Origin of the sequence: Actinoplanes sp. NPDC051343 (assembly GCF_044455125.1) — a bacterium.
Taxonomy (GTDB): Bacteria; Actinomycetota; Actinomycetes; order Mycobacteriales; family Micromonosporaceae; genus Actinoplanes.
Genome location: NZ_JBITEL010000003.1, coordinates 620,376 through 639,137, shown reverse-complemented (window position 1 = coordinate 639,137; position 18,762 = coordinate 620,376). Strand labels below are relative to the sequence as shown.

20 protein-coding genes are annotated in these 18,762 nt (G+C 69.9%); 4 read left to right on the top strand and 16 right to left on the bottom strand.

The genetic code is table 11. The features are described from left to right. Nucleotides 1–8: 8 nt before the first annotated feature. Nucleotides 9–1,097 (top strand): DUF3866 family protein, encoded by a 1,089-nt coding sequence (locus ACIA5C_RS13550; protein ID WP_396054118.1) that lies wholly within the window; start codon nt 9–11, stop codon nt 1,095–1,097. Here the strand turns inward: ACIA5C_RS13550 and ACIA5C_RS13545 are convergent. The 3 genes from ACIA5C_RS13545 to pafA are packed head-to-tail and all read right to left on the bottom strand — an operon-like array spanning nt 1,080 to nt 3,249. Then, nucleotides 1,080–1,715 (bottom strand): O-methyltransferase, encoded by a 636-nt coding sequence (locus tag ACIA5C_RS13545; RefSeq protein ID WP_396054116.1) that lies wholly within the window; start codon nt 1,713–1,715, stop codon nt 1,080–1,082. The genes ACIA5C_RS13550 and ACIA5C_RS13545 overlap by 18 nt on opposite strands. A gap of 9 nt (nt 1,716–1,724) precedes the next feature. Further along, on the bottom strand, nt 1,725–1,889 hold the full coding sequence (locus ACIA5C_RS13540) for a hypothetical protein (protein ID WP_396054114.1): 165 nt from the start codon (nt 1,887–1,889) through the stop codon (nt 1,725–1,727). A gap of 1 nt (nt 1,890) precedes the next feature. Beyond that, the gene (gene pafA, locus ACIA5C_RS13535; protein ID WP_396054112.1) at nt 1,891–3,249 is read right to left on the bottom strand and encodes a Pup--protein ligase; all 1,359 of its coding nucleotides are present in this window, start codon (nt 3,247–3,249) and stop codon (nt 1,891–1,893) included. Between the two features lie 96 nt (nt 3,250–3,345). Here pafA and ACIA5C_RS13530 point away from each other — a divergent pair, with 96 nt between their 5' ends. Then, nucleotides 3,346–4,311 carry a dTDP-glucose 4,6-dehydratase gene (locus tag ACIA5C_RS13530; protein WP_396054110.1) on the top strand — a complete coding sequence of 322 codons (966 nt, stop codon included), beginning with the start codon at nt 3,346–3,348 and terminating at the stop codon, nt 4,309–4,311. A gap of 250 nt (nt 4,312–4,561) precedes the next feature. On the opposite strand, the gene prcA is transcribed toward ACIA5C_RS13530, so the two are convergent. The 10 genes from prcA to ACIA5C_RS13480 all read right to left on the bottom strand — a co-directional run bounded on the left by prcA (nt 4,562) and on the right by ACIA5C_RS13480 (nt 15,290). Continuing rightward, nucleotides 4,562–5,461, bottom strand: coding sequence for a proteasome subunit alpha (prcA, locus tag ACIA5C_RS13525; RefSeq protein WP_396054342.1), 900 nt, complete (start codon nt 5,459–5,461; stop codon nt 4,562–4,564). Between the two features lie 71 nt (nt 5,462–5,532). Further along, nucleotides 5,533–6,372, bottom strand: a complete 840-nt coding sequence (gene prcB, locus ACIA5C_RS13520; protein WP_396054108.1) for a proteasome subunit beta — start codon at nt 6,370–6,372, stop codon at nt 5,533–5,535. Continuing rightward, nucleotides 6,291–6,662: an endonuclease VII domain-containing protein gene (locus ACIA5C_RS13515; protein ID WP_396054106.1), complete on the bottom strand. Its 372-nt coding sequence runs from the start codon at nt 6,660–6,662 to the stop codon at nt 6,291–6,293. Before ACIA5C_RS13515 ends, prcB begins: the two co-directional genes overlap by 82 nt. A 320-nt stretch (nt 6,663–6,982) precedes the next feature. Beyond that, entirely contained in the window at nt 6,983–7,198 is a 216-nt protein-coding gene (locus ACIA5C_RS13510) for a ubiquitin-like protein Pup (protein WP_396054340.1), read from the bottom strand. Nucleotides 7,199–7,297: 99 nt separating this feature from the next. Then, nucleotides 7,298–8,815: a depupylase/deamidase Dop gene (gene dop / locus ACIA5C_RS13505; RefSeq protein WP_396054104.1), complete on the bottom strand. Its 1,518-nt coding sequence runs from the start codon at nt 8,813–8,815 to the stop codon at nt 7,298–7,300. Between the two features lie 65 nt (nt 8,816–8,880). After that, the gene (locus ACIA5C_RS13500) at nt 8,881–10,155 is read right to left on the bottom strand and encodes an acyltransferase family protein (RefSeq protein ID WP_396054102.1); all 1,275 of its coding nucleotides are present in this window, start codon (nt 10,153–10,155) and stop codon (nt 8,881–8,883) included. 59 nt (nt 10,156–10,214) lie between these two features. Continuing rightward, nucleotides 10,215–11,996, bottom strand: coding sequence for a proteasome ATPase (arc, locus tag ACIA5C_RS13495; protein ID WP_396054100.1), 1,782 nt, complete (start codon nt 11,994–11,996; stop codon nt 10,215–10,217). 469 nt (nt 11,997–12,465) lie between these two features. After that, the gene (locus ACIA5C_RS13490; protein WP_364114288.1) at nt 12,466–13,056 is read right to left on the bottom strand and encodes a hypothetical protein; all 591 of its coding nucleotides are present in this window, start codon (nt 13,054–13,056) and stop codon (nt 12,466–12,468) included. A 91-nt stretch (nt 13,057–13,147) separates the two neighbouring features. After that, nucleotides 13,148–14,095 (bottom strand): tRNA (adenine-N1)-methyltransferase, encoded by a 948-nt coding sequence (locus ACIA5C_RS13485; RefSeq protein WP_396054338.1) that lies wholly within the window; start codon nt 14,093–14,095, stop codon nt 13,148–13,150. Nucleotides 14,096–14,120: 25 nt separating this feature from the next. Next, nucleotides 14,121–15,290: a site-2 protease family protein gene (locus ACIA5C_RS13480; RefSeq protein ID WP_396054098.1), complete on the bottom strand. Its 1,170-nt coding sequence runs from the start codon at nt 15,288–15,290 to the stop codon at nt 14,121–14,123. A 75-nt stretch (nt 15,291–15,365) separates the two neighbouring features. Between ACIA5C_RS13480 and ACIA5C_RS13475 the strand changes: the two genes are divergently transcribed. After that, nucleotides 15,366–16,313, top strand: a complete 948-nt coding sequence (locus tag ACIA5C_RS13475; RefSeq protein WP_396054096.1) for a RecB family exonuclease — start codon at nt 15,366–15,368, stop codon at nt 16,311–16,313. Between the two features lie 5 nt (nt 16,314–16,318). After that, a complete protein-coding gene (locus ACIA5C_RS13470) occupies nt 16,319–17,029 on the top strand; it encodes a LuxR C-terminal-related transcriptional regulator (RefSeq protein WP_396054094.1) in 711 nt (236 codons plus the stop codon). Nucleotides 17,030–17,124: 95 nt separating this feature from the next. Here ACIA5C_RS13470 and ACIA5C_RS13465 read toward each other — a convergent pair whose 3' ends face one another. Genes ACIA5C_RS13465 through ACIA5C_RS13455 form a run of 3 tightly spaced genes read right to left on the bottom strand, consistent with a single transcriptional unit; the run spans nt 17,125 to nt 18,630 of the window. Continuing rightward, complete coding sequence (locus ACIA5C_RS13465; RefSeq protein ID WP_396054092.1) at nt 17,125–17,280, bottom strand: hypothetical protein; 156 nt, start codon at nt 17,278–17,280, stop codon at nt 17,125–17,127. A 2-nt stretch (nt 17,281–17,282) separates the two neighbouring features. Beyond that, a complete protein-coding gene (locus ACIA5C_RS13460; protein ID WP_396054090.1) occupies nt 17,283–18,098 on the bottom strand; it encodes a DUF4097 family beta strand repeat-containing protein in 816 nt (271 codons plus the stop codon). A gap of 31 nt (nt 18,099–18,129) precedes the next feature. Then, nucleotides 18,130–18,630: a hypothetical protein gene (locus ACIA5C_RS13455; RefSeq protein WP_396054088.1), complete on the bottom strand. Its 501-nt coding sequence runs from the start codon at nt 18,628–18,630 to the stop codon at nt 18,130–18,132. Nucleotides 18,631–18,762 lie beyond the last annotated feature (132 nt).

Genomic DNA, 18,762 nt, shown 5'->3' with positions numbered 1-18,762 from the left:
CTCCCGCCATGGTGCGGTGGCGTTCGGGCATGGTCTCGCAGGTGCGGCGCCGGTGGCGAGGGGTGGTCGAGCTCGAGGTCGGCACCCCCGACGGGCTGATCTACGCGCTGGCCTACACCGGCCTGGTCGGCGAGCCGGTGGCCGGCGACCGGGTGCTGCTCAACGTCGGCGCGCTGATGATGGGGCTCGGCACCGGCGGGTACGCGATGGTGGTCGCGCTGCCCGACCGGCTGCCCGCCGACCCGCCGGCCGACGGCACCACCCGCGACTCGGGCCACCTGGTCAAGGCCCGCTACACGCCGTTGCAGCCGATCCTGCTCGGCGTCGACGAGGAAGCCTCCCCGCACCGCGACGTGATGGCGGCCGCCGAGTCGCTGGACGGCATGCCGGTGGTCACCGCCGACCTGCACTCGGCCCTGCCGGCGGTCCTGGCCGGCATACACGCCGACCGGCCGGGCGCCCGCGTGGCGTACGTGATGACCGACGGCGGCGCGCTGCCGGCCTGGTTCTCGCGCGCGCTCGACGGGCTGCGCGACCACCTCGCCGGCACGGTCACGACCGGGCAGGCGTTCGGAGGCGACCTCGAGGCGAGCACCGTGCACAGCGGGCTGCTCGCCGCGCGGCACGTGCTCGACGCCGACGTCGCCGTGGTCGCGCAGGGCCCGGGCAACCTCGGCACGGGCACGACCTGGGGCTTCTCCGGGGTTGCGCTGGGCGAGGCGATCAACGCGATCGGCACGCTGGGCGGGCGTCCGGTCGGCTCGTTACGCATCTCCGATGGAGACGGCAGGCCGCGGCATCAAGGTGTGTCTCATCACAGCCTCACCGCGTACGGCAAAGTGGCCCTGCTCCCCGCCGACCTGCCGGTGCCGGACGGCCTCGACCTCGCGCTCGCCGAAACGGTCGAGGCGGCGCTCGCGCCGCTGAGCGCGAGGCACCGCCTGGTCCGCGTCGGGGTCGACGGCCTCCTCGAGGCGCTGGGCCGCAGCCCGGTCCGGCTGTCGACGATGGGCCGGGGGCTGAACGAGGACCGCGCCTATTTCCTGGCCGCCGCGGCGGCCGGGCGGCATGCGGCGAGACTAGCGTTTCCGGACTAGCGTCACGCCGTCACGAACCGGCAGCATGACCGATTCGATCCGTGGGTCGGCGACGATCGCGTCATTGATCTCGCGGATCGCGATGTCGGCCGGCCGGGTGCCGGCGATGACGTTGCCGCCGCGCAGCACGTTGTCGAGCACGAGCAGGCCACCCGGGCGCATGCGCGGCACCAGCTCCTCGTAGTAGCCGCGGTAGCCCAGCTTGTCGGCGTCGATGAAGGCGAAGTCGAACGCCTCCTCGCCCGGCAGCGCCTTCAGCGTGTCGAGAGCCGGGGCGATCCTCAGCTCGATGCGGCCGGTGAGGCCGGCGCGCTCCCAGTAGCGGCGGGCCACGCCGGTGAACTCCTCCGACACGTCGCAGGCGAGCAGGTGTCCGTCGGCGGGCAGGCCGCGCGCGATGCACAGACCGGAGTAACCGGTGAAGACGCCCACCTCGACGGCGTTTCGGGCGCCCGACAACTTGACGAGCAGGGTGAGCAGTTCGCCCTCGTCGTGGGAGACCTGCATGCCGGCCTGGTCCGGGAAGGCCGACCGGGTCTCGGCGGCCAGGTCACGCAGGACGTCGTCGGCGGGCGTGCAGTGAGCCAACAGGTATTCGCTGATCTCGGCAGGAAGCATCCCGACGTTCTACCGCACGAGGATCAGCCACAGCCACCCCGCCAGGACGAGGCCCAGGACGGCGGCCAACACCCACGTGGGGATCTTGTGGCCGCCCTCCCGGTTTCGCCGGATCTCCGCACGGATCCGCTCACGACGGCGATCCAGGCGGCTCGTCTTCTCCGGCTCCTCCAACTCACATGCTCGCGATCAGGCGCTCCACGCGCTCGTCGTACGCCCGGAACGGGTCCTTGCAGAGGACCGTGCGCTGGGCCTGGTCGTTGAGCTTGAGGTGCACCCAGTCGACGGTGAAGTCGCGCCGCTTCTCCTGCGCGTGCCGGATGAACTCGCCCCGCAGCCGCGCCCGGGTGGTCTGCGGCGGCGTCTCCTTCGCCTCGAAGATCTCGAGGTCGTTGGCGATGCGGTCGACCTGCTTGCGCTTCTCCATCAGCGCGTAGAGGCCGCGGCCCCGGCGCACGTCGTGGTAGGCCAGGTCGAGCTGGGCGATGCGCGGATGCGACATCGGGATCTCGTGCTTGGCCTGATAACGCTCGATCAGCTTGTACTTCGAGACCCAGTCGATCTCACGGGAGACCGGGTCCAGGTTTTCGCTCTCGATCGCGTTGAGCACCCGGCCCCACAGCTCGACGACCCGCTTGGCGGTCTGGTCGCCGCCCCGGCGCTCCACGAACTCGGTCGCCTTGGCCAGGTATTCCTGCTGGATCTCGAGGGCGCTTACCTCTTTGTTGTTGGCCAGGCGGATCTTGCGGCGGCCGGTGACGTCGTGACTGACCTCGCGGATCGCCCGGATCGGGTTCTCCAGCGACAGGTCACGCATCACCACGCCCGCCTCGATCATGCGCAGCACGATGTCGGCGCTGCCCACCTTGAGAAGCGTCGTCACCTCGTTCATGTTCGAGTCGCCGACGATCACGTGCAGCCGGCGGTAACGCTCGGCGTCGGCGTGCGGCTCGTCGCGGGTGTTGATGATCGGCCGGGACCGGGTGGTCGCGCTGGAGACACCCTCCCAGATGTGCTCGGCGCGCTGGGACAGGCAGAACACGGCACCCCGCGGCGTCTGCAGCACCTTGCCGGCACCACAGATCAGCTGACGGGTGACCAGGAACGGGATCAGCACGTCGGCCAGCCGCCCGAACTCACCGTGCCGGCTGACCAGGTAGTTTTCGTGGCAGCCGTACGAGTTGCCGGCCGAGTCGGTGTTGTTCTTGAACAGGTAGATCTCGCCCGCGATGCCCTCGTCATGCAGGCGCTTCTCGGCATCAACCAGAAGGCCTTCGAGGATCCGCTCGCCGGCCCGGTCATGGGCGACGAGATCGGTCACGGAGTCGCACTCGGGGGTCGCGTATTCAGGGTGGGAACCGACATCGAGGTAGAGCCGTGCGCCGTTGCGGAGGAACACGTTGCTGCTGCGTCCCCAGGAGACCACTCGGCGGAACAGGTAGCGAGCCACCTCGTCCGGCGACAGCCGCCGCTGCCCCCGATAAGTGCACGTGACTCCGTACTCGGTCTCGAGGCCGAAAATTCGCCGTTCCATGACGAAACACTAGCCTCATCGGCCAGGCATTGGCAGTCACCACTCGCGCATTAGTCGGCACACAAGGTGCCGAACCGGCCATACACTCGGGTTCTGATGAACCTCTTGGTCACCGGCGGCGCCGGCTTCCTCGGCTCGCACTTCGTGCGATCCTTGCTCGCCGATCGACTGCCGGGCCTTCAAGGCGCGCAGGTCACGGTCATCGACAAGCTTTCGTACGCCGCGAGCTTCGCCAACCTGGGCGCCGTAGCCCACGACAAGAGGCTCGACTTCGTCCCCGGCGACGTGGCCGACGCGGCCCTGGCCGACGTGGTGATGCGCGGGCACGACGCGGTGGTCAACTTCGCCGCCGAGACCTCGGTCGACCGGTCCCTGATCTCCCCCGACACGTTCATGGAATCGAACGTTCTCGGCACCCAGGTCCTGCTCGACGCGGCCCGGCGCCACGGCGTCGACCGCTTCGTGCAGATCTCGTCGGACGCGGTGTACGGGCCGCTGGAAACCGGGGCCCACGCGGAAGATGCGCCACTCGCGCCCACGTCGCCGTACGCGGCCACCAAAGCCACCGCGGACCTGCTGGCGCTGGCCGCCCACCGCACCCACGGCCTCGGGGCGGTGGTGGTGCGGGTGTGCTCGGTCTTCGGGCCCGGACAGCATCCGGAGAAGTTCTTCCCCCGGGTCGTGACATCGGTGCTCACCGGGAGGCCGGTGGTCGTCAACGGGTCGGTCCGGGACTGGCTGCACGTCGCCGACTGCTCGCAGGCGGTGGGGCGGGTGGTCGCCGGAGGCCGGGCCGGGGAGGTGTACCACGTGGGCGGCAGCATCGAACTCGGCGAGCGGGACGTGGCCGGGGTGATCGTGGCGGAGCTGGGCGTGCCGGAGGCTCGGATCGAGGCCTCTGCCGTTCTGCCTGGGCATGATCAGCGGCGGGCGTTGTCGGATGAGAAGTTGCGGTCGGAGTTTGGGTGGTATCCGGGGGTTGAGTTCGATAGCGGGGTTGCGGGGACTGTGAGGTGGTATCGGGATCATCCCTCGGCTTGGGGTCCCTTGTTGGAGGGGTGAGACCCTGAGGGCTCTGCCCCCTGCCCCGGACCCCCGGCCTCGGCTCGGGGATCTCTGCGCCTGGTGAGTCGTGGTTGGGCCTGGGTGAGCGCCTTGCGCCGGGGTGGAGCGAATCGTGGGTGGCAGGGAGGCGCATGCAAAAAGCGCTTGCGCCTCCCTGCCACCCATGATGAATCGGTCACGCCGACGCGAGGAGATCACCCGGATCTGGGGCCGGGGGTCGGCCTGGCGGCCTCGTTTTTGGCCCTGGTTAGGAGTTGTCGCCGTTTTCGCCCTCGCCGGTGGCGTCGCCGTCGGTGGCGGGGGGCTCGTTTTCGACCTTTGCCTTCGGCTTCGGCTTTGCCTTTGCGTCGGTGGTCTTGTCCTCTACCACGGGGGCGGCCGAGACCGTGGGCTTGTCCTCGGCCGGGTTCGGCGGGGCCGCGTCCACGCCGCCCAGGTCCTTTTCGGCCACGTTCTTGTCGCCCCCCAGGAGCTGGATCAGCGACGGGCCGGTGATGCGGCGGAAGGTGCGGCCCTTGCGGCGGCGGTCCAGCACCGCCACCTCGAGCTGCTTGGCGTCCAGCTTGCGTTTCGCGCCGTTCTCGCCGCCCACGCTGCCCAGGGCCTCGGACGCCAGGGCCAGCGCGGTCACCAGGTCGGCGCTGGTGTCGTGGCGCTCGCGCAGCACGTTCGAGATGGCCTCGGTCTGGCCGCCCATCGCCATGAAACCGGGCTCGTCCATCACCGAGCCGTCGTACGTGATGCGGTACAGCTCGTCACTCTCCGGCGACGCCCCGACCTGCGCAATACAGATCTCCACCTCGTACGGCTTCTGGGTCTCGGTGAAGATCGCGCCCAGGGTCTGGGTGAACGCGTTGGCCAGCGCGCGGCCGGTCACGTCGCGCCGGTCGTACGAGTAGCCGTTCAGGTCGGCCATCCGGACGCCCAGGCGGCGCAGGTTCTCGAACTCGTTGTAGCGGCCGACCGCGGCGAAACCGATGCGGTCGTAGATCTCGCTGATCTTGCGCAGGGTGGTGATGTTCTCGGCGACCAGCAGAATGCCGCCCTCATAGGTCAGAACCACCGCGGAGCGGCCGCGGGCGATGCCCTTGCGGGCGTACTCCGAGCGGTCGCGCTGGACCTGCTCGGGTGATGCGTAGAACTGCATGGCCACGGGTGGCTTCTCCCTCTCGTCCCTCGTGCTGCTCTCAACGCTCGTCGATCATGAAAGCGCAGCGATCAGCCGCCCGGGTTCTCCATGCGGCCCGCGACCACGGCCTCGGCCACCGCGTTGATCTCGGTCTCGCTCAGGCGGTGCGTGCCGTTCGCCGTCGCGCTCATCACCACCGGGTAGATCTTGCGGGTCAGGTCGGGACCGCCGGTCGCGGTGTCGTCGTCGGCCGCATCGTAGAGCGCCTCGACGGCCAGCCGGACCGCCTCGTCGGTGCCGACACCCGCGCGGTACTTCTTCTTCAGCGCCGACTTGGCGAACAGCGAACCCGAGCCGATCGCGTCGTAACCGGTCTCCTCGTAGAGCCCGCCGGCCACGTCGAAGCTGAAGATGCGGCCCACGCGGCCCGGGTCGACCGGTGCGAAGTCGAAGCCCGCGAACAGCGGCACCACGGCCAGACCCTGCATCGCCGCGCCCAGATTGCCGCGGACCATGCCGGCCAGGCGGTTCGCCTTACCGTCGAGCGAGAGCATCGTGCCCTCGATCTTCTCGTAGTGCTCCAGCTCGACCTGGAACAGCCGCATCAGCTCGATGCCGATGCCCGCCGTGCCGGCGATGCCGATCAACGAGTACGCGTCAGCGGTGTGCACCTTCTCGATGTCACGGCTGGCGATGAGGTTGCCCATGGTCGCGCGCCGGTCACCCGCCATCACCACACCCTCGCTCGTGGCGATCGCCACGATCGTGGTGGCGTGCGGCGCTATGTCGGCCGACATCCCCGGCGGCAGCGGCCGGCGACCCGGCAGCAACTCGGGACGGGTCTCGGTCAGGAACTGCGTGAAGGAGGACGTCCCCGCGTTGGTGAAGAAATCCGGTAGACGCCCGGATGGATCAAAGTCCTTAGCCACGTGGTTCCTTTCAGATACGTGATCGCGCTGGCAAGGTACTCAGGATTGTCACGGAACTGCCCGAGACCGCCGTTGCAGTTGAAGCACAATATCCCGCGCACCCATCCGGTGCGATGATCGTGGTCGACGTGTTGAGGGTCGGGTGCGCGGCAGATCGCGCAGACACCACCCTGCTCGGCGAGGAGCTCGTCGACAGTCTCCTGCCCGATCCCGTAACGACGCCGCAGGTGGTATTCCCGCGAGCCCCGTGGAGGCGCTGCTTCGACTCCTTGCCACGGGCGTTGTGGCACGGCTTGCAGTAGCCACCGAAGCCACCACGACCGCTCTTACTCCTCGGGAACTCGTCGAGCGGCTTGATCTCGTCACAGTCGGGACAGTGACGGTGGCCGTCAGGTATCACGAGAGCCTCGCGCACCTGACGGCCATACTTCTCGGCTACGCGCTTGGCGTAGCTCCTTTTCGAGCGGTCGTTGAAGCAGTCCTTGCAGTAACTGCCGCGGCCGCCTTTCCGCTTAAGGCTTACGTGGAAGTCAGTGAGGGGTTTGATCAGGCCGCAATCGCGGCATGCCCGAACGCCGTCCGGCTCGCTCGGCGAATCGGACATTTCCACTCATTGGCCGCCTTTCTGGACGTAGCCGCGGACAAATTCCTCGGCATTCTCTTCCAGAACCGAGTCGATTTCGTCGAGCAGGTCGTCGACGTCCTCGGTGATCTCGGCGTGGCGCTCGGCTACCTCCGGGTTGGCCTCAACGGTGACGTCATCGACTTCCTCGTCCTGCCGGCTCTTGCCGGACTGCGACTGGCCGCCGGTGTCTCTGGTTGCCATCGTGTCCCCCTTCTCAGCCACCCGAAGTCGCACAACATCGGGTTGGGAAAAACCTACCTCGCTGATACGACAATTCCCCCCGCGCAAGCGGGTGTTTTCTCAGCGACTGGTGATGACCTCGAGCAGGTCCTTCGCGCTCTCGCACTTGTCGAACAGCGCGCCCACGTGCTTCCGGGTGCCGCGCTCCGGTTCCATCATCGGCACCCGCACGAGCGACTCGCGCCCGACGTCGAAGATGACCGAGTCCCAGCTCGCCGCGACCACTTCGGATGCGTACTTCGCGAGGCAGGTGCCGCGGAAGTAGGCCCGGGTGTCCTCCGGCGGCTCGTACATCGCGCGCTGCGTGGCGTCCGGGTCGAGCAGGGTCTTCATCGACCCGCGGGCGACCAGGCGGTGGTAGAGGCCCTTCTCGGGGCGTACGTCGGCGTACTGCAGGTCGACCAGCTGCAGCTTGGGCGACGACCAGCCGAGGCTTTCGCGTTCTCGGTAGCCCTCGAGCAGCCGCAGCTTGGCCACCCAGTCGAGGGTGTCGGAGAGCAGCATCGGGTCGCGGCCGAGCTTGTCGAGCGCGTCCTCCCAGCGGTCGAGCACGTCGGCGGTCTGGTCGTCGGCGTCGTCGCCGGCCCGCTCGTCGACGAACTGGCGGGCCCGCTCGTAGTAGGCCCACTGCAGGTCGAGCGCGGTGAGGCGGCGGCCGTCGCGCAGCCGGATCAGGTGCTTGAGGGTCGGGTCGTGGCTGACCGCCTTGAGCTCGCTGACCGGGTCGGCGATGCCGAGTTCGCCGGTGAACACCTTGTCCTCGATCATGTTGAGCACGAGCGAGGTGGTGCCCATCTTGAGGTAGGTGGCGATCTCGCTGAGGTTGGCGTCCCCGATGATCACGTGGAGGCGGCGGTATTTGTCGGCGTCGGAGTGCGGCTCGTCGCGGGTGTTGATGATCGGCCGTTTGAGGGTCGTCTCGAGGCCGACCTCGACCTCGAAGAAGTCGGCCCGGGAGCTGATCTGGAAGCCGCTGCCCGAGCCGTCCTGGCCGATGCCGACCCGGCCGACGCCGGTGAAGATCTGCCGGGTGACGAAGAACGGGGTCAGGTGGGCGACGATGTCGGCGAACGGGGTCTGGCGCCGCATCAGATAGTTTTCGTGCGATCCGTACGATGCGCCCTTGTTGTCGGTGTTGTTCTTGTAGAGCTGGATGCGGTGGGTGCCGGGGATGGTGGCGGCGCGCCGGGACGCCTCGGCCATGACCCGTTCGCCTGCTTTGTCCCACTTGACGATATCAAGCGGATTAGTGCATTCGGGGGTGCTGTATTCGGGGTGCGCGTGGTCGACGTAGAGCCGGGCGCCGTTCGTCAGTATCACGTTGGCGAGCCCGAGGTCCTCGTCGGCCAGGGCGTCGGCGGGGTCGTAGGCCGCCCCGGAGTAGGTGAAGCCGCGGGCGTCGCGCAGCGGCGACTCTTCCTCGTAGTCCCACCGGGCCCGCCCGTTGCGGTTGAGCTCCGGCCGCGCGCCGTAGGCGTTGACCACCTGCGACGAGGTGACCATCGGGTTGGCGCCGGGCTGACCGGGGACCGAGATGCCGTACTCGACCTCGGTTCCCATGATCCGTCGAACGCTCATGCGACCACCCTGCCCCTCGCGACCCGGGCCGCCACGCTGCTGCCCCTGCTGCTCATGTATCGAGCCTAGACGCTCTCGCGCTCGATCTCGCCCCGCCCCGTGCCCGATGCGGCACGCTGGGTGGCGAAAATCGGTGCGGGGCGCACGGTCAGCCGCCGGCCGAGGGCCTGTCCGGGGATTTCCACCATCCGGTACGACAGCCACGCAAGGGTGAGCACCACGGCCAGGTAGACCAGTCCGACCACGGCCCGCAGCAGCGGGCTGTGCGAGGGCAGGTCGGTGATGAGCCGCGGGATCAGCCCGAGCACGATCGCGTGGAGCAGGTACAGCGAGTAGCTGATCTGCCCCAGCCAGGTCAGCGGCGTGGGGACGGTGCGGTTGCGCAGCGCGTACGCCAGCAGGAACGTGACCGCGACGGCCGCGACGTTCGCCGGCCAGACCCGATGGCCCGCCGGGCCGAGGTACGCCCAGTGCGCTCCGACGATGCTGAGCGCGACCACCGACAGCGAGAGGACAGCCGCGAAGCGGCCCAGCTGCCCGCTGTGCGCCCGGTAGGCCACGGTCCCGGCGAACATGACCGCCAGCAGCTGCAGGCCCTGCCAGGAGGCGACGGTGGTGCTGTCGGAGGCCGGGTGCCCGTCGAGGGCGGGCAGGAGCAGAAAACCGATGCCGACGGCGCCGGCCGCGAGGGTCAGGCGCTTCCTGACGTACGCGAGGAGGCTGAGGCCCAGGAGCACGGCGAGCACGACCGCGGTGATCCGGCGGCCGGCGAAGGTGCCGGCGAACAGCCCGTCCGGCAGGGCGGGACCGAGCAGCAGGCCGGCCAGCGCGAGGCCGGCCGCCCACCAGGCGCTGTGCCGGTGCAGGCGCCACGCGAACAGCCCGGAGACCACCAGGTAGAAGGTCATCTCGTAGGAGAGGGTCCAGAAGACGCGGACCGCGCCGTGCAGGCCGAGCAGCTCGGTCATCATCGTGGCGTGGCCGAGCACGGCGCTCACCGTCTGGTGGGTGAACGACTCCTGCCAGCTCCCCCAGCCGGCCAGCGCGAGCGCCCCGACCAGCGCGATCGCGCCGAGGTAGGCCGGGTAGATGCGGCAGAGCCGGCCGATCCAGAACCGGCGCAGCGAGCCGTGGCGCTCCAGCGACATCGGGATGACGTAGCCGCTGACCAGGAAGAACAGCAGGACGCCGTACTTGCCGAGGTCGATGTGCCGCATGATCGCGAGGTGCCGCTCGTTGCCGAGCATGAGCGGGCTGAGGTGGAACCAGACGACCGCCAGGGCGGCGAAGCCGCGCAAGCCGTCGAGCCAGGCCAGACGTATCGGAGCGGGTGCCGTCACGCACGGTGCAACGAGAACGCGGGCGGAGGGAAACCCTCCGCCCGCGTCTCTTGTGGCTGTTACAGGTATTGGCCGGTGTTGTTCGCCGTCTCGATGGAACGGCCGGCCTCGGCGCCCTTGCCGCCGGAGACGAGCGTACGGATGTAGACGATCCGCTCGCCCTTCTTGCCGGAGATGCGGGCCCAGTCGTCGGGGTTGGTGGTGTTGGGAAGGTCCTCGTTCTCGCGGAACTCGTCGACGCAGCTGTCGAGCAGGTGCTGCAGGCGCAGCCCCTTCTTGCCGGAGGTGAGGAACTCCTTGATCGCCATCTTCTTGCCCCGGTCGACGATGTTCTGGATCATCGCGCCGGAGTTGAAGTCCTTGAAGTAGAGGACTTCCTTGTCACCGTTGGCGTAGGTGACCTCGAGGAACCGGTTTTCCTCGCTCTCGGTGTACATCCGCAGGACGACCGCTTCGATCATCGCGGCCACCGTCATGTCGCGGTTACCGCTGTGCTCGTTGAGGTCGTCGTCGGACAGCGGCAGGCCGGCCAGGATGTACTTCGCGAAGATGTCCTTGGCCGCCTCGGCGTCCGGACGCTCGATCTTGATCTTCACGTCGAGCCGGCCCGGGCGCAGGATCGCCGGGTCGATCATGTCTTCGCGGTTGGACGCGCCGATCACGATCACGTTCTCCAGGCCCTCGACGCCGTCGATCTCGCTGAGGAGCTGGGGCACGATCGTGTTCTCCACGTCACTGGAGACACCGGAACCACGGGTGCGGAAGATCGAGTCCATCTCGTCGAAGAACACGATGACCGGCGTGCCCTCGCCGGCCTTCTCCCGGGCCCGCTGGAAGACCAGGCGGATGTGCCGCTCGGTCTCACCGACGTACTTGTTGAGCAGCTCCGGGCCCTTGATGTTGAGGAAGTAGCTGGTGTGCTTCTCCTCACCGCGCCGCTCGGCGATCTTCTTGGCCAGCGAGTTGGCCACCGCCTTGGCGATCAGGGTCTTGCCGCAGCCGGGCGGGCCGTAGAGCAGGATGCCCTTCGGCGGGCGCAGCTGGTGCTCCCGGAACAGGTCGGCGTGCAGGAACGGCAGCTCGACGGCGTCGCGGATCTGCTCGATCTGCGAGTGCAGGCCACCGATGTCGGTGTAGTCGACGTCGGGGACCTCCTCCAGGACGAGTTCCTCGACCTCGCTCTTCGGGATCCGCTCGTAGGCGTACGCCGAGCGGGGCTCGATCATGAGCGAGTCACCCGCGCGGAGCTTGGAGATCTCGAGCGAGTCGGCGAGGAACACGATGCGTTCCTCGTCGGCGTGCGAGACGACCAACGCGCGGTCGCCGAGCTCACCGGCCGGCCCGGCCAGCACCTCCTTGAGGGTGACCACCTCACCCGACCGCTCGTAGCCGAACGCGTCGACCACGTTGAGCGCGTCGTTGAGCAGCACCTCCTGGCCGCGCTTGAGCTCCTCGACCTCGAGTGAGGGCGAGACCGCCACGCGGAGTTTGCGCCCACCGGTGAACACGTCGACCGTGCCGTCCTCGTGGGCCGCCAGGAACACGCCGTAGCCGCTGGGCGGCTGGGCCAGGCGATCGATCTCTTCCTTCAGAGTGACGATCTGCGAGCGGGCTTCCTTGAGGGTTGCCACAAGGCGCTCGTTGTTCTCGGTCAGTCGGGCCAGCTGCGCCTGCGTTGCCGCGAGCCGTTCCTCGAGCTGCCGGACGTGTCGTGGGCTCTCGGTCAACTTCCGCCGAACAAGGGCGAGTTCCTCCTGCAGGAACGCGACCTGGCTGGAGAGATCGTTGGCCTCTTTTTCCCACCGTACGGCGCGTGAATCCGCATCGTCGCTACGTGCCACGTCCCACCTCCCCGGGGGCTCGAACGTCTTGCGACAACATTAGCCGCTGCGGCCCGGATTTCGACCCATGCAACACCCTCGTCACCGACTCTTGATCCATTCGGCCTACGGCCGCCAGATCCTTGTCGGAGGCTTCCGGTACGGTCGGCAGGCCCAAATTCCGGTGCGGCTGATGCGCCACCGGAGGCGTTGCGGCTAGGGGCCGGTCCCTGCCGGCACAGCGGCCAGAGGCGCACCACGCGGCACGACCGGCACCGCATCGACACCCTTGCCTACCGCCGTGAGCTGCGGCGATTCTCGGAAGCGGCCGGGCACGACGGCCGTCGAACGCCCGGCCGGCGCGTCACCGGGATGCGGCCCTGGCGGGGACCGGAAGCGTGAACGCCTGGACGCACTGTGACATATGGCATTTCGGGACTTCCGATCCTCCCGGAAGCCCTTACGTGCCTTCAGCTGAGCGCAGAAAAAATCACAACGTGGGACGCCCGACGAGCGAGGCGACCACCCTCGAGAACTCCTCCAGGCGGGCGATCTGCCCCGGGCCGCCGTCGTCGAGCGTCTTGCCGAAGCGCAACGCGTCGTGCCGCACGGTCGCGCGGGACTCGGCGTCGTCCATGCCGGGCGGCGGCACCGCGTCGTCGACCGAGCTGAGCAGCAGGTAGACGTCGATGCTGTCGACCCGGGCCTGGCCGTTGGCGGTGCGGGTCAGCCGGCGGCGGCAGCCCACCTCGGTGACCGTCGACAGCGGCACCACCCGCAGCGACGAGGTCATCGAGCCGACCGGGCCGTCGCCGGGCGCGACGTCCTCGCCGTGCCACAGCACCAGGCGGCTGCCGTCGCAGATGACGACCTCCTGCCAGACGCCGTTGACCTCGTTGACGAAGCGCTCCAGGGTGAAGCACAGCACCGAGGCGCCGCGCAGCACGCCGAAGAGCGCGTCGAGCGCCACCTCGGGGTCACGCAGATAGGCCCGGGCGGCCGAGTCCAGGTCCTGGTAAGGCGACCAGTCCGGGAACACCGCCGGCATCTCGTTGCTGCCGCCGAACGGCGGAGAACTCATCGTGCCCACCCGATCCTCCCGTCCTGCGACGCCTCGAAGGAAGTTACCCGAGACTATTAGCCGCTGTCATTCCGCTGAGTCATCCGCTGGGTCATCCCGCTGAGTCATCCGGCTGGGTCGCTTCGGCGTGCAGGGCCGCCTGGGCGGCCCGGCGCAGCGCGTACGCCTCGGCGCCCTTGCTCGGTTTGCGGCGGCGCGGCGGCGCCGTGACCCCGGGCGCGAGCTTGCGGGACGAGACCAGGAACGCCGTGTGTGCCACCATCCGGTGGTCGGGACGCACCGCAAGGCCCTCGGCGTGCCAGTCCCGTACGAGTGACTCCCAGGCCCGGGGCTCGGTCCAGCCACCGCGCTCGCGCAGCGCCTCGACCAGCTCCGACAGCTGCGGGGTGGTCGCCACGTAGCCGATGAAGACGCCGCCCGGGATCAGCGCGCGCTCGACCATGTCGAGCGCCTCCCACGGGGTCAGCATGTCGAGCACGATCCGGTCGAAACCGGTCATCTCGTTGGTCGCGACGTCGCCGTCGTGCAGGTGCCAGGCCGGGTGCGGGCCGCCGAAGAACGCCTCGACGTTCTTGCGGGCGATCGCCGCGAAATCTTCCCGCAACTCGAACGAGTGCACCTCGCCCGAGCTGCCGACCGCCCGCAGCAGCGAACAGGTCAGCGCGCCCGAGCCGGCGCCCGCCTCGAGCACCTTGGCGCCCGGGAAGACATCACCCATCGCCACGATCTGGGCCGCGTCCTTCGGATAGATCACCTGGGCACCGCGCGGCATCGACAGCACATAGTCGCTCAGCAGCGGCCGCAGCGCGAGGTACTGCGTGTTGCCGGAGGAGGTGACCACGCTGCCGTCGGGCAGGCCGATCAACGCGTCGTGCTCGATCGCGCCCTTGTGGGTGTGGAAGGCCTTGCCCGCCTCCAGCACGATCGTGTGCATCTTCCCCTTGGGGTCGGTGAGCTGGACGCGGTCGCCGGCCCGGAACGGACCCCAATACGTTGGCACGGGCGCGGGCACCGGCTCGTCGACCGGCGCGGGGGTAATGGTCACTGTTGCCTCTCGTTGTGGATCACTTGGTCGGGCGCACGCGGTGCGGCTCCAGCACCGCGGCCACGTCGCCCACCCGCAGCACGCCGACGACCCCGTCGTCCGAGGTCACCAGGTATTGCGGCGCGGGGTGGGCCTGCAGCGCGCGGACCACCTGCTCGCCGGTCAGCCCGACCGGCAGGGCCGGCACCGCGTCGCGCGAACGGGACACGCTGTCGACCGCCACCCACGGGCGCCGGTCGACCGGAACCCGCTCGGCGGCGACCGGGTCGACCAGTGCGGTGAGATTACCCGCCGAGTCGCTGACCGCGAGCACCACGTGGGGACGCGGGTCCTCCGCGCGGCGCCGCTGGGCCTCGCCGAGCGAGGTGCCGGCGGTGACGGTGAGCAGCGGGCGGGCCAGCCGGGGCAGGTCGACCAGCGGGAACCGGCCGGTCATCCGGGCCAGCCGGATCGACTGGCCGGCGCCCTGCCAGAGCGTGAAGACCACGAGCAGCACGAACGCCAGCCCGAAGACCGTGACCAGCCCGACGTGGTAGCACCAGAAGGCCACCAGAGCGGTCACGCCGGCCAGCCCGCGCCCGGCCCAGCCCGCCGCCACGGTGGCCCGGTTGCGGTCCTTGAGCAGGGCCCAGATGCCGGCCCGCAGCGCGCGGCCGCCGTCGAGCGGCAGCCCCGGCAGCACGTTGAAGATCGCGACGATCACGTTGCTGGCCGCGAGCTGGAAGGCGATCTGCCCGGCCGCCGTACGGTCGCCGAGAACCAGCGTCGCCCCGGTGGCCAGCCCGCCGAGAACCAGCGAGACCGCCGGACCGGCCAGGCTGACCAGGGCGTCCACCCGCGGGTTGGGGGCGTCGCGGTCCATCTCGGTCCAGCCGCCGAGCAGCTCCAAGGTGATGCCCCGGACGCCGATGCCGTAGTGGCGGGCGGTCAGCGCGTGCCCCAGCTCGTGCAGCAGGACCGAGCCGAGCAGGCAGACCACGAAGCCGAACCCGATCAGGTAGCTGACCGGGCCGGACAGGCCGAGCTCGTCGCTGACGTAGTTGCCGTAAACCAGCGTGACCAGCAGCGCGAGCAGCAGCATCGATGCGTTCAGGAAGACCGGGATGCCGAGCACCCGGCCCACCGCGTGGGTTGCGCGCCGGACCCGGCGCGGCTGTGGGGCGCTGTGGTCCACCCGGCCGTCCTCCATCTCATGAATGCTACGGAAGCCGCGCCGCGGGACCGGAGCGCGTTTTCGTCGTACCCCTGCCCTAGCCTTCCTCCCATGACGGCGCAGACAGTCTCCCCGCAGGTACGCGATCGCCACCCGGGCCCCTCGCTCTCGCCCTCGCGGGCCGCCGACTTCAAGACCTGTCCGCTGCTCTTCCGCTTCCGCACCATCGACAAGCTGCCCGAGCAGCCGTCGGCCGACCAGGCCCGCGGGACGCTCGTGCACGCCGTACTGGAAAAGTTGTTCGACCTGCCGGCGGCCGGCCGGACGCCGTCCGCCGCCGCCGGCCTGGTCGGCCCGGCCTGGGAATCGCTCATCGCCCAGGAGCCGGCGCTGGCCTCGATCTTCGTGGCGCCGGCCGGGGCCGCCACGGTCGCCGAGGTCCCCGACCCGGCCGCTCTGATCGCCGAGGCCGACGCCCTGCCCGGCGGCGTCGCCGGCTTCCTGGGCAGCGCCCGGGCCCTGCTCGACGGCTACTTCACCGTCGAGGACCCGACCCGCCTCGAGCCGGCCGAGCGCGAGAGCCTGGTGTCGACGCTGGTCGACGAGGAACTGCTGATCCGCGGCTACATCGACCGGCTCGACGTCTCCCCCGCCGGCGACCTGCGGGTGGTCGACTACAAGACCGGCGGGGCGCCGCGTGAGGCGTTCGAGGGACGGGCGCTGTTCCAGCTCAAGTTCTATGCGCTGGTGCTGTGGCGCACCCGCGGGGTGGTGCCCAAGGTGCTCCGGCTGCTCTACCTCAAAGACGCCGAGATCTGCGACTACAGCCCCGACGCGGAGGAGCTGGAGAGGTTCGAGCGCACGCTTGTCGCACTGTCCCAGGCGGTCGAGCGGGCCAAGCGCGACCGCGACTTCCGGCCCAAGCCGAGCCGGCTCTGCGGGTGGTGCAGCCACCAGCAGTTCTGCCCCGAGTTCGGCGGGACCCCGCCGCCCTACCCGACCGAGGCCGCCGAGCCGGTTCTCGAGACCGCGCCGGTGGACGACGATCGCCTAGGGTGACCGGCATGGATACCAGCACCCGCCGGCGGCCGCTGCGGGTGCTGCTGGCCGACGCCGCGCCGATGCAACGGTCGGGGCTGCGGATGGCGCTCACGGGCGCCGGATGCGAGGCCGTCGGGGCGGACGCCGCCGAGATCGTCATCGCCGGGGAGGCCGGCGACGGGATCGAGGCCGTCTCGCTGGCCCGGCGGTTGCTGCCCGACGTGCTCGTGACGGATCTGGGCCTGCCGCGCGCCGACGGGCTGGCCGTGGCGCGGTCGGTGGTTGCGGCCGGTCTGCCGGTGCGGATCCTCGTGCTGGCCGAGCACGACGGTGACGAGCACGCGCTGGGGGCCATCGCGGCTGGGGCAGTCGGGTTCCTGCGCAAGGACGTGCCGGCCGATGAGCTGGTGCGGACGGTGCGGACACTCGCCGCCGGCGGCGCGGTGATCGCACCGGTCATCCTGGCTCGCATCCTGGCGCGGGTCGCCGAGGCGCTGCCGGCGCCGGAGACCACCGCGGAGTCGGCTCTTGATCTGCTGACCGAGCGGGAGCGCGAGGTGCTGGTGTACGTGGCGCGGGGACATTCCAACGCCGAGATCGCCGGGGCCCTGCAGGTCAGTGAGACGACCATCAAGACGCATGTGGGACATGTGCTGACCAAGTTGCGGTTGCGGGATCGCACCCAGGCGGTGGTTCTGGCCTACGAGACCGGGTTGATCAAGCCGGGGGTCTGACGATCCCGAGGGCTCCCCGCCGGCCCGGTTCGCCGGTCGCGATCTGAGCCTCCGCACGACCGGAGCCCGGCGGGCCGTGGCACGCCGGGCTCAGGTCAGTGGTGGCGGGGGTTGGGCGTGGGCCCGCGGCTCGGGGGCCACTCGGGCGGGGCGAAGCCGGCGGCCCGGCGTCTGCGGATGCGGGCGGCGCGGGCGCGGCGGCGGAGTTCGGCTGCCGCCTGCTCTACGGCGTAGGGGTTGCCGGGCATCATGGTCAGGCCACCTTCAGGTTGTTGTGGGCACGGTGGACGTGGATGTCGCCGCTGGCGGTGCGGACCCGCAGTTCCAGGCTGGTGGGCTTGTCGGTGGGCGGGACGTCGCCAAGGTTGGTGAGGTCGCTGGTGGACTTGCCCGAGGCGGTGTCCAGGTCGAGCCAGATGCCGGTGCCGGCGGCGATGCCCACGCTGACGTCACCGGACGCCGTACCGAGCTGGGCCCGGCCCTGCCGGAGCAGGCCGACCTCGATGTCGCCGCTCGCGGTCTTCGCCTTCACGGACGCATCACCGCTGTGCAGGTGGATGTCGCCGCTCGCGGTCTCCGCGCTGACGTCACCGATGACGTCACCGACGCGCAGGGTGCCGGACGAGCTCTTGATGCGGAGGCCGCCGCCGACCCGGGCGATCGACAGGTCGCCGCTGGCCGCGTCGAGGAGGGCGTCGCCGGTGACCTCGTCGACCTGTACGTCGGCCGAGGCGACGTTGAGCTGGACCACGGAGTAGATGCCCTGGGCGCGGACGTCGGCCGACGAGCTCTTGCCGGCCAGGGCGCTGCCCGCGGGCACCCGGATCGTGATGGCCAGCTTCGGTGATCGTCGCCAGCTCCAGTATTCGGCGCCGGGGACCTGCACCAGCAGCGTGTCGTCCTCCAGGACGACTATCGTCTTCTCGGCCGCCTCGCGGCTGTTGTCGCTGGTGTTGAGCGGGGTCACCTGGACCTCGACCGTCGAGCGCTCCTCGGCGGTGATCTCGACGTGGCCGCCGTGGGCGCGCAGCGCGACGGTGACGGGGGTGGCGCGGTCGAACTCGTACATCAGGGGTGTCCTTTCCGAAGGAAAACGCTGGTCAGGCTTCGAAGAACCCGGTGAGGCGCTTGCCCGGGCGGCCCCGGCCGCCCTGCGGCGCCGGGCGGGAGGGCTGGCTGACGGCGGCCATCACCGCGCGCACCAGCCAGGAGTTGACCGAGACGTTGAGCTCGCCGGCAAGCTGCTCGACGTGCGACTTCAGCGCCTCGGGCATGCGCAGGGTGATCCGGATGAGGTCGCCGCCGTCGAGGACCTCGGCGCCCGGCGTGGCCGGCGACTCCGGCGGGAGGTCGTCGGCGATCGTCTGGTTGACGACCAGGTCGGCCTCGCGGCCGCGCAGCCGCACGTCGACCGAGGCGTCGCTGAGCCGGGTGGTGATCTCCGCGGCGGCGTCGGAGAGCGCCTCGAGGAGCACCAGCCGGGCCGATGCCTCGAGCGCGCCGCCGAGCAGCTCGGCCGCCCGGGTGGTCTCGGGACCGCCGGGAGCGGCCGCCGCGTGAAGGTCGGCGCGGAGGGCTTCGAGGTACGGCGTCAAATCCATGACCCCACTATGACGTCATCAGTGGTGTCAGTCAAGCGTCACGATGACATCAGGATGCCGTCTTGAGGACGTTTCTCAAGTGGCGGCCCGATGGTTCGGGTGCTGCCGGCACCGGGCATGCTGATCGCGGCG

Excerpts from the sequence above, each read along its gene's own strand:
- ACIA5C_RS13550 (WP_396054118.1), top strand. The coding sequence starts at position 9 with ATGGTGCGGTGGCGTTCGGGCATGGTCTCGCAGGTGCGGCGCCGGTGG.
- ACIA5C_RS13545 (WP_396054116.1), bottom strand. The coding sequence starts at position 1,715 with ATGCTTCCTGCCGAGATCAGCGAATACCTGTTGGCTCACTGCACGCCC.
- pafA (WP_396054112.1), bottom strand. The coding sequence starts at position 3,249 with ATGGAACGGCGAATTTTCGGCCTCGAGACCGAGTACGGAGTCACGTGC.
- ACIA5C_RS13530 (WP_396054110.1), top strand. The coding sequence starts at position 3,346 with ATGAACCTCTTGGTCACCGGCGGCGCCGGCTTCCTCGGCTCGCACTTC.
- prcA (WP_396054342.1), bottom strand. The coding sequence starts at position 5,461 with ATGCAGTTCTACGCATCACCCGAGCAGGTCCAGCGCGACCGCTCGGAG.
- ACIA5C_RS13510 (WP_396054340.1), bottom strand. The coding sequence starts at position 7,198 with ATGGCAACCAGAGACACCGGCGGCCAGTCGCAGTCCGGCAAGAGCCGG.
- dop (WP_396054104.1), bottom strand. The coding sequence starts at position 8,815 with ATGAGCGTTCGACGGATCATGGGAACCGAGGTCGAGTACGGCATCTCG.
- ACIA5C_RS13490 (WP_364114288.1), bottom strand. The coding sequence starts at position 13,056 with ATGAGTTCTCCGCCGTTCGGCGGCAGCAACGAGATGCCGGCGGTGTTC.
- ACIA5C_RS13480 (WP_396054098.1), bottom strand. The coding sequence starts at position 15,290 with ATGGAGGACGGCCGGGTGGACCACAGCGCCCCACAGCCGCGCCGGGTC.
- ACIA5C_RS13475 (WP_396054096.1), top strand. The coding sequence starts at position 15,366 with ATGACGGCGCAGACAGTCTCCCCGCAGGTACGCGATCGCCACCCGGGC.
- ACIA5C_RS13470 (WP_396054094.1), top strand. The coding sequence starts at position 16,319 with ATGGATACCAGCACCCGCCGGCGGCCGCTGCGGGTGCTGCTGGCCGAC.
- ACIA5C_RS13465 (WP_396054092.1), bottom strand. The coding sequence starts at position 17,280 with ATGATGCCCGGCAACCCCTACGCCGTAGAGCAGGCGGCAGCCGAACTC.
- ACIA5C_RS13460 (WP_396054090.1), bottom strand. The coding sequence starts at position 18,098 with ATGTACGAGTTCGACCGCGCCACCCCCGTCACCGTCGCGCTGCGCGCC.
- ACIA5C_RS13455 (WP_396054088.1), bottom strand. The coding sequence starts at position 18,630 with ATGGATTTGACGCCGTACCTCGAAGCCCTCCGCGCCGACCTTCACGCG.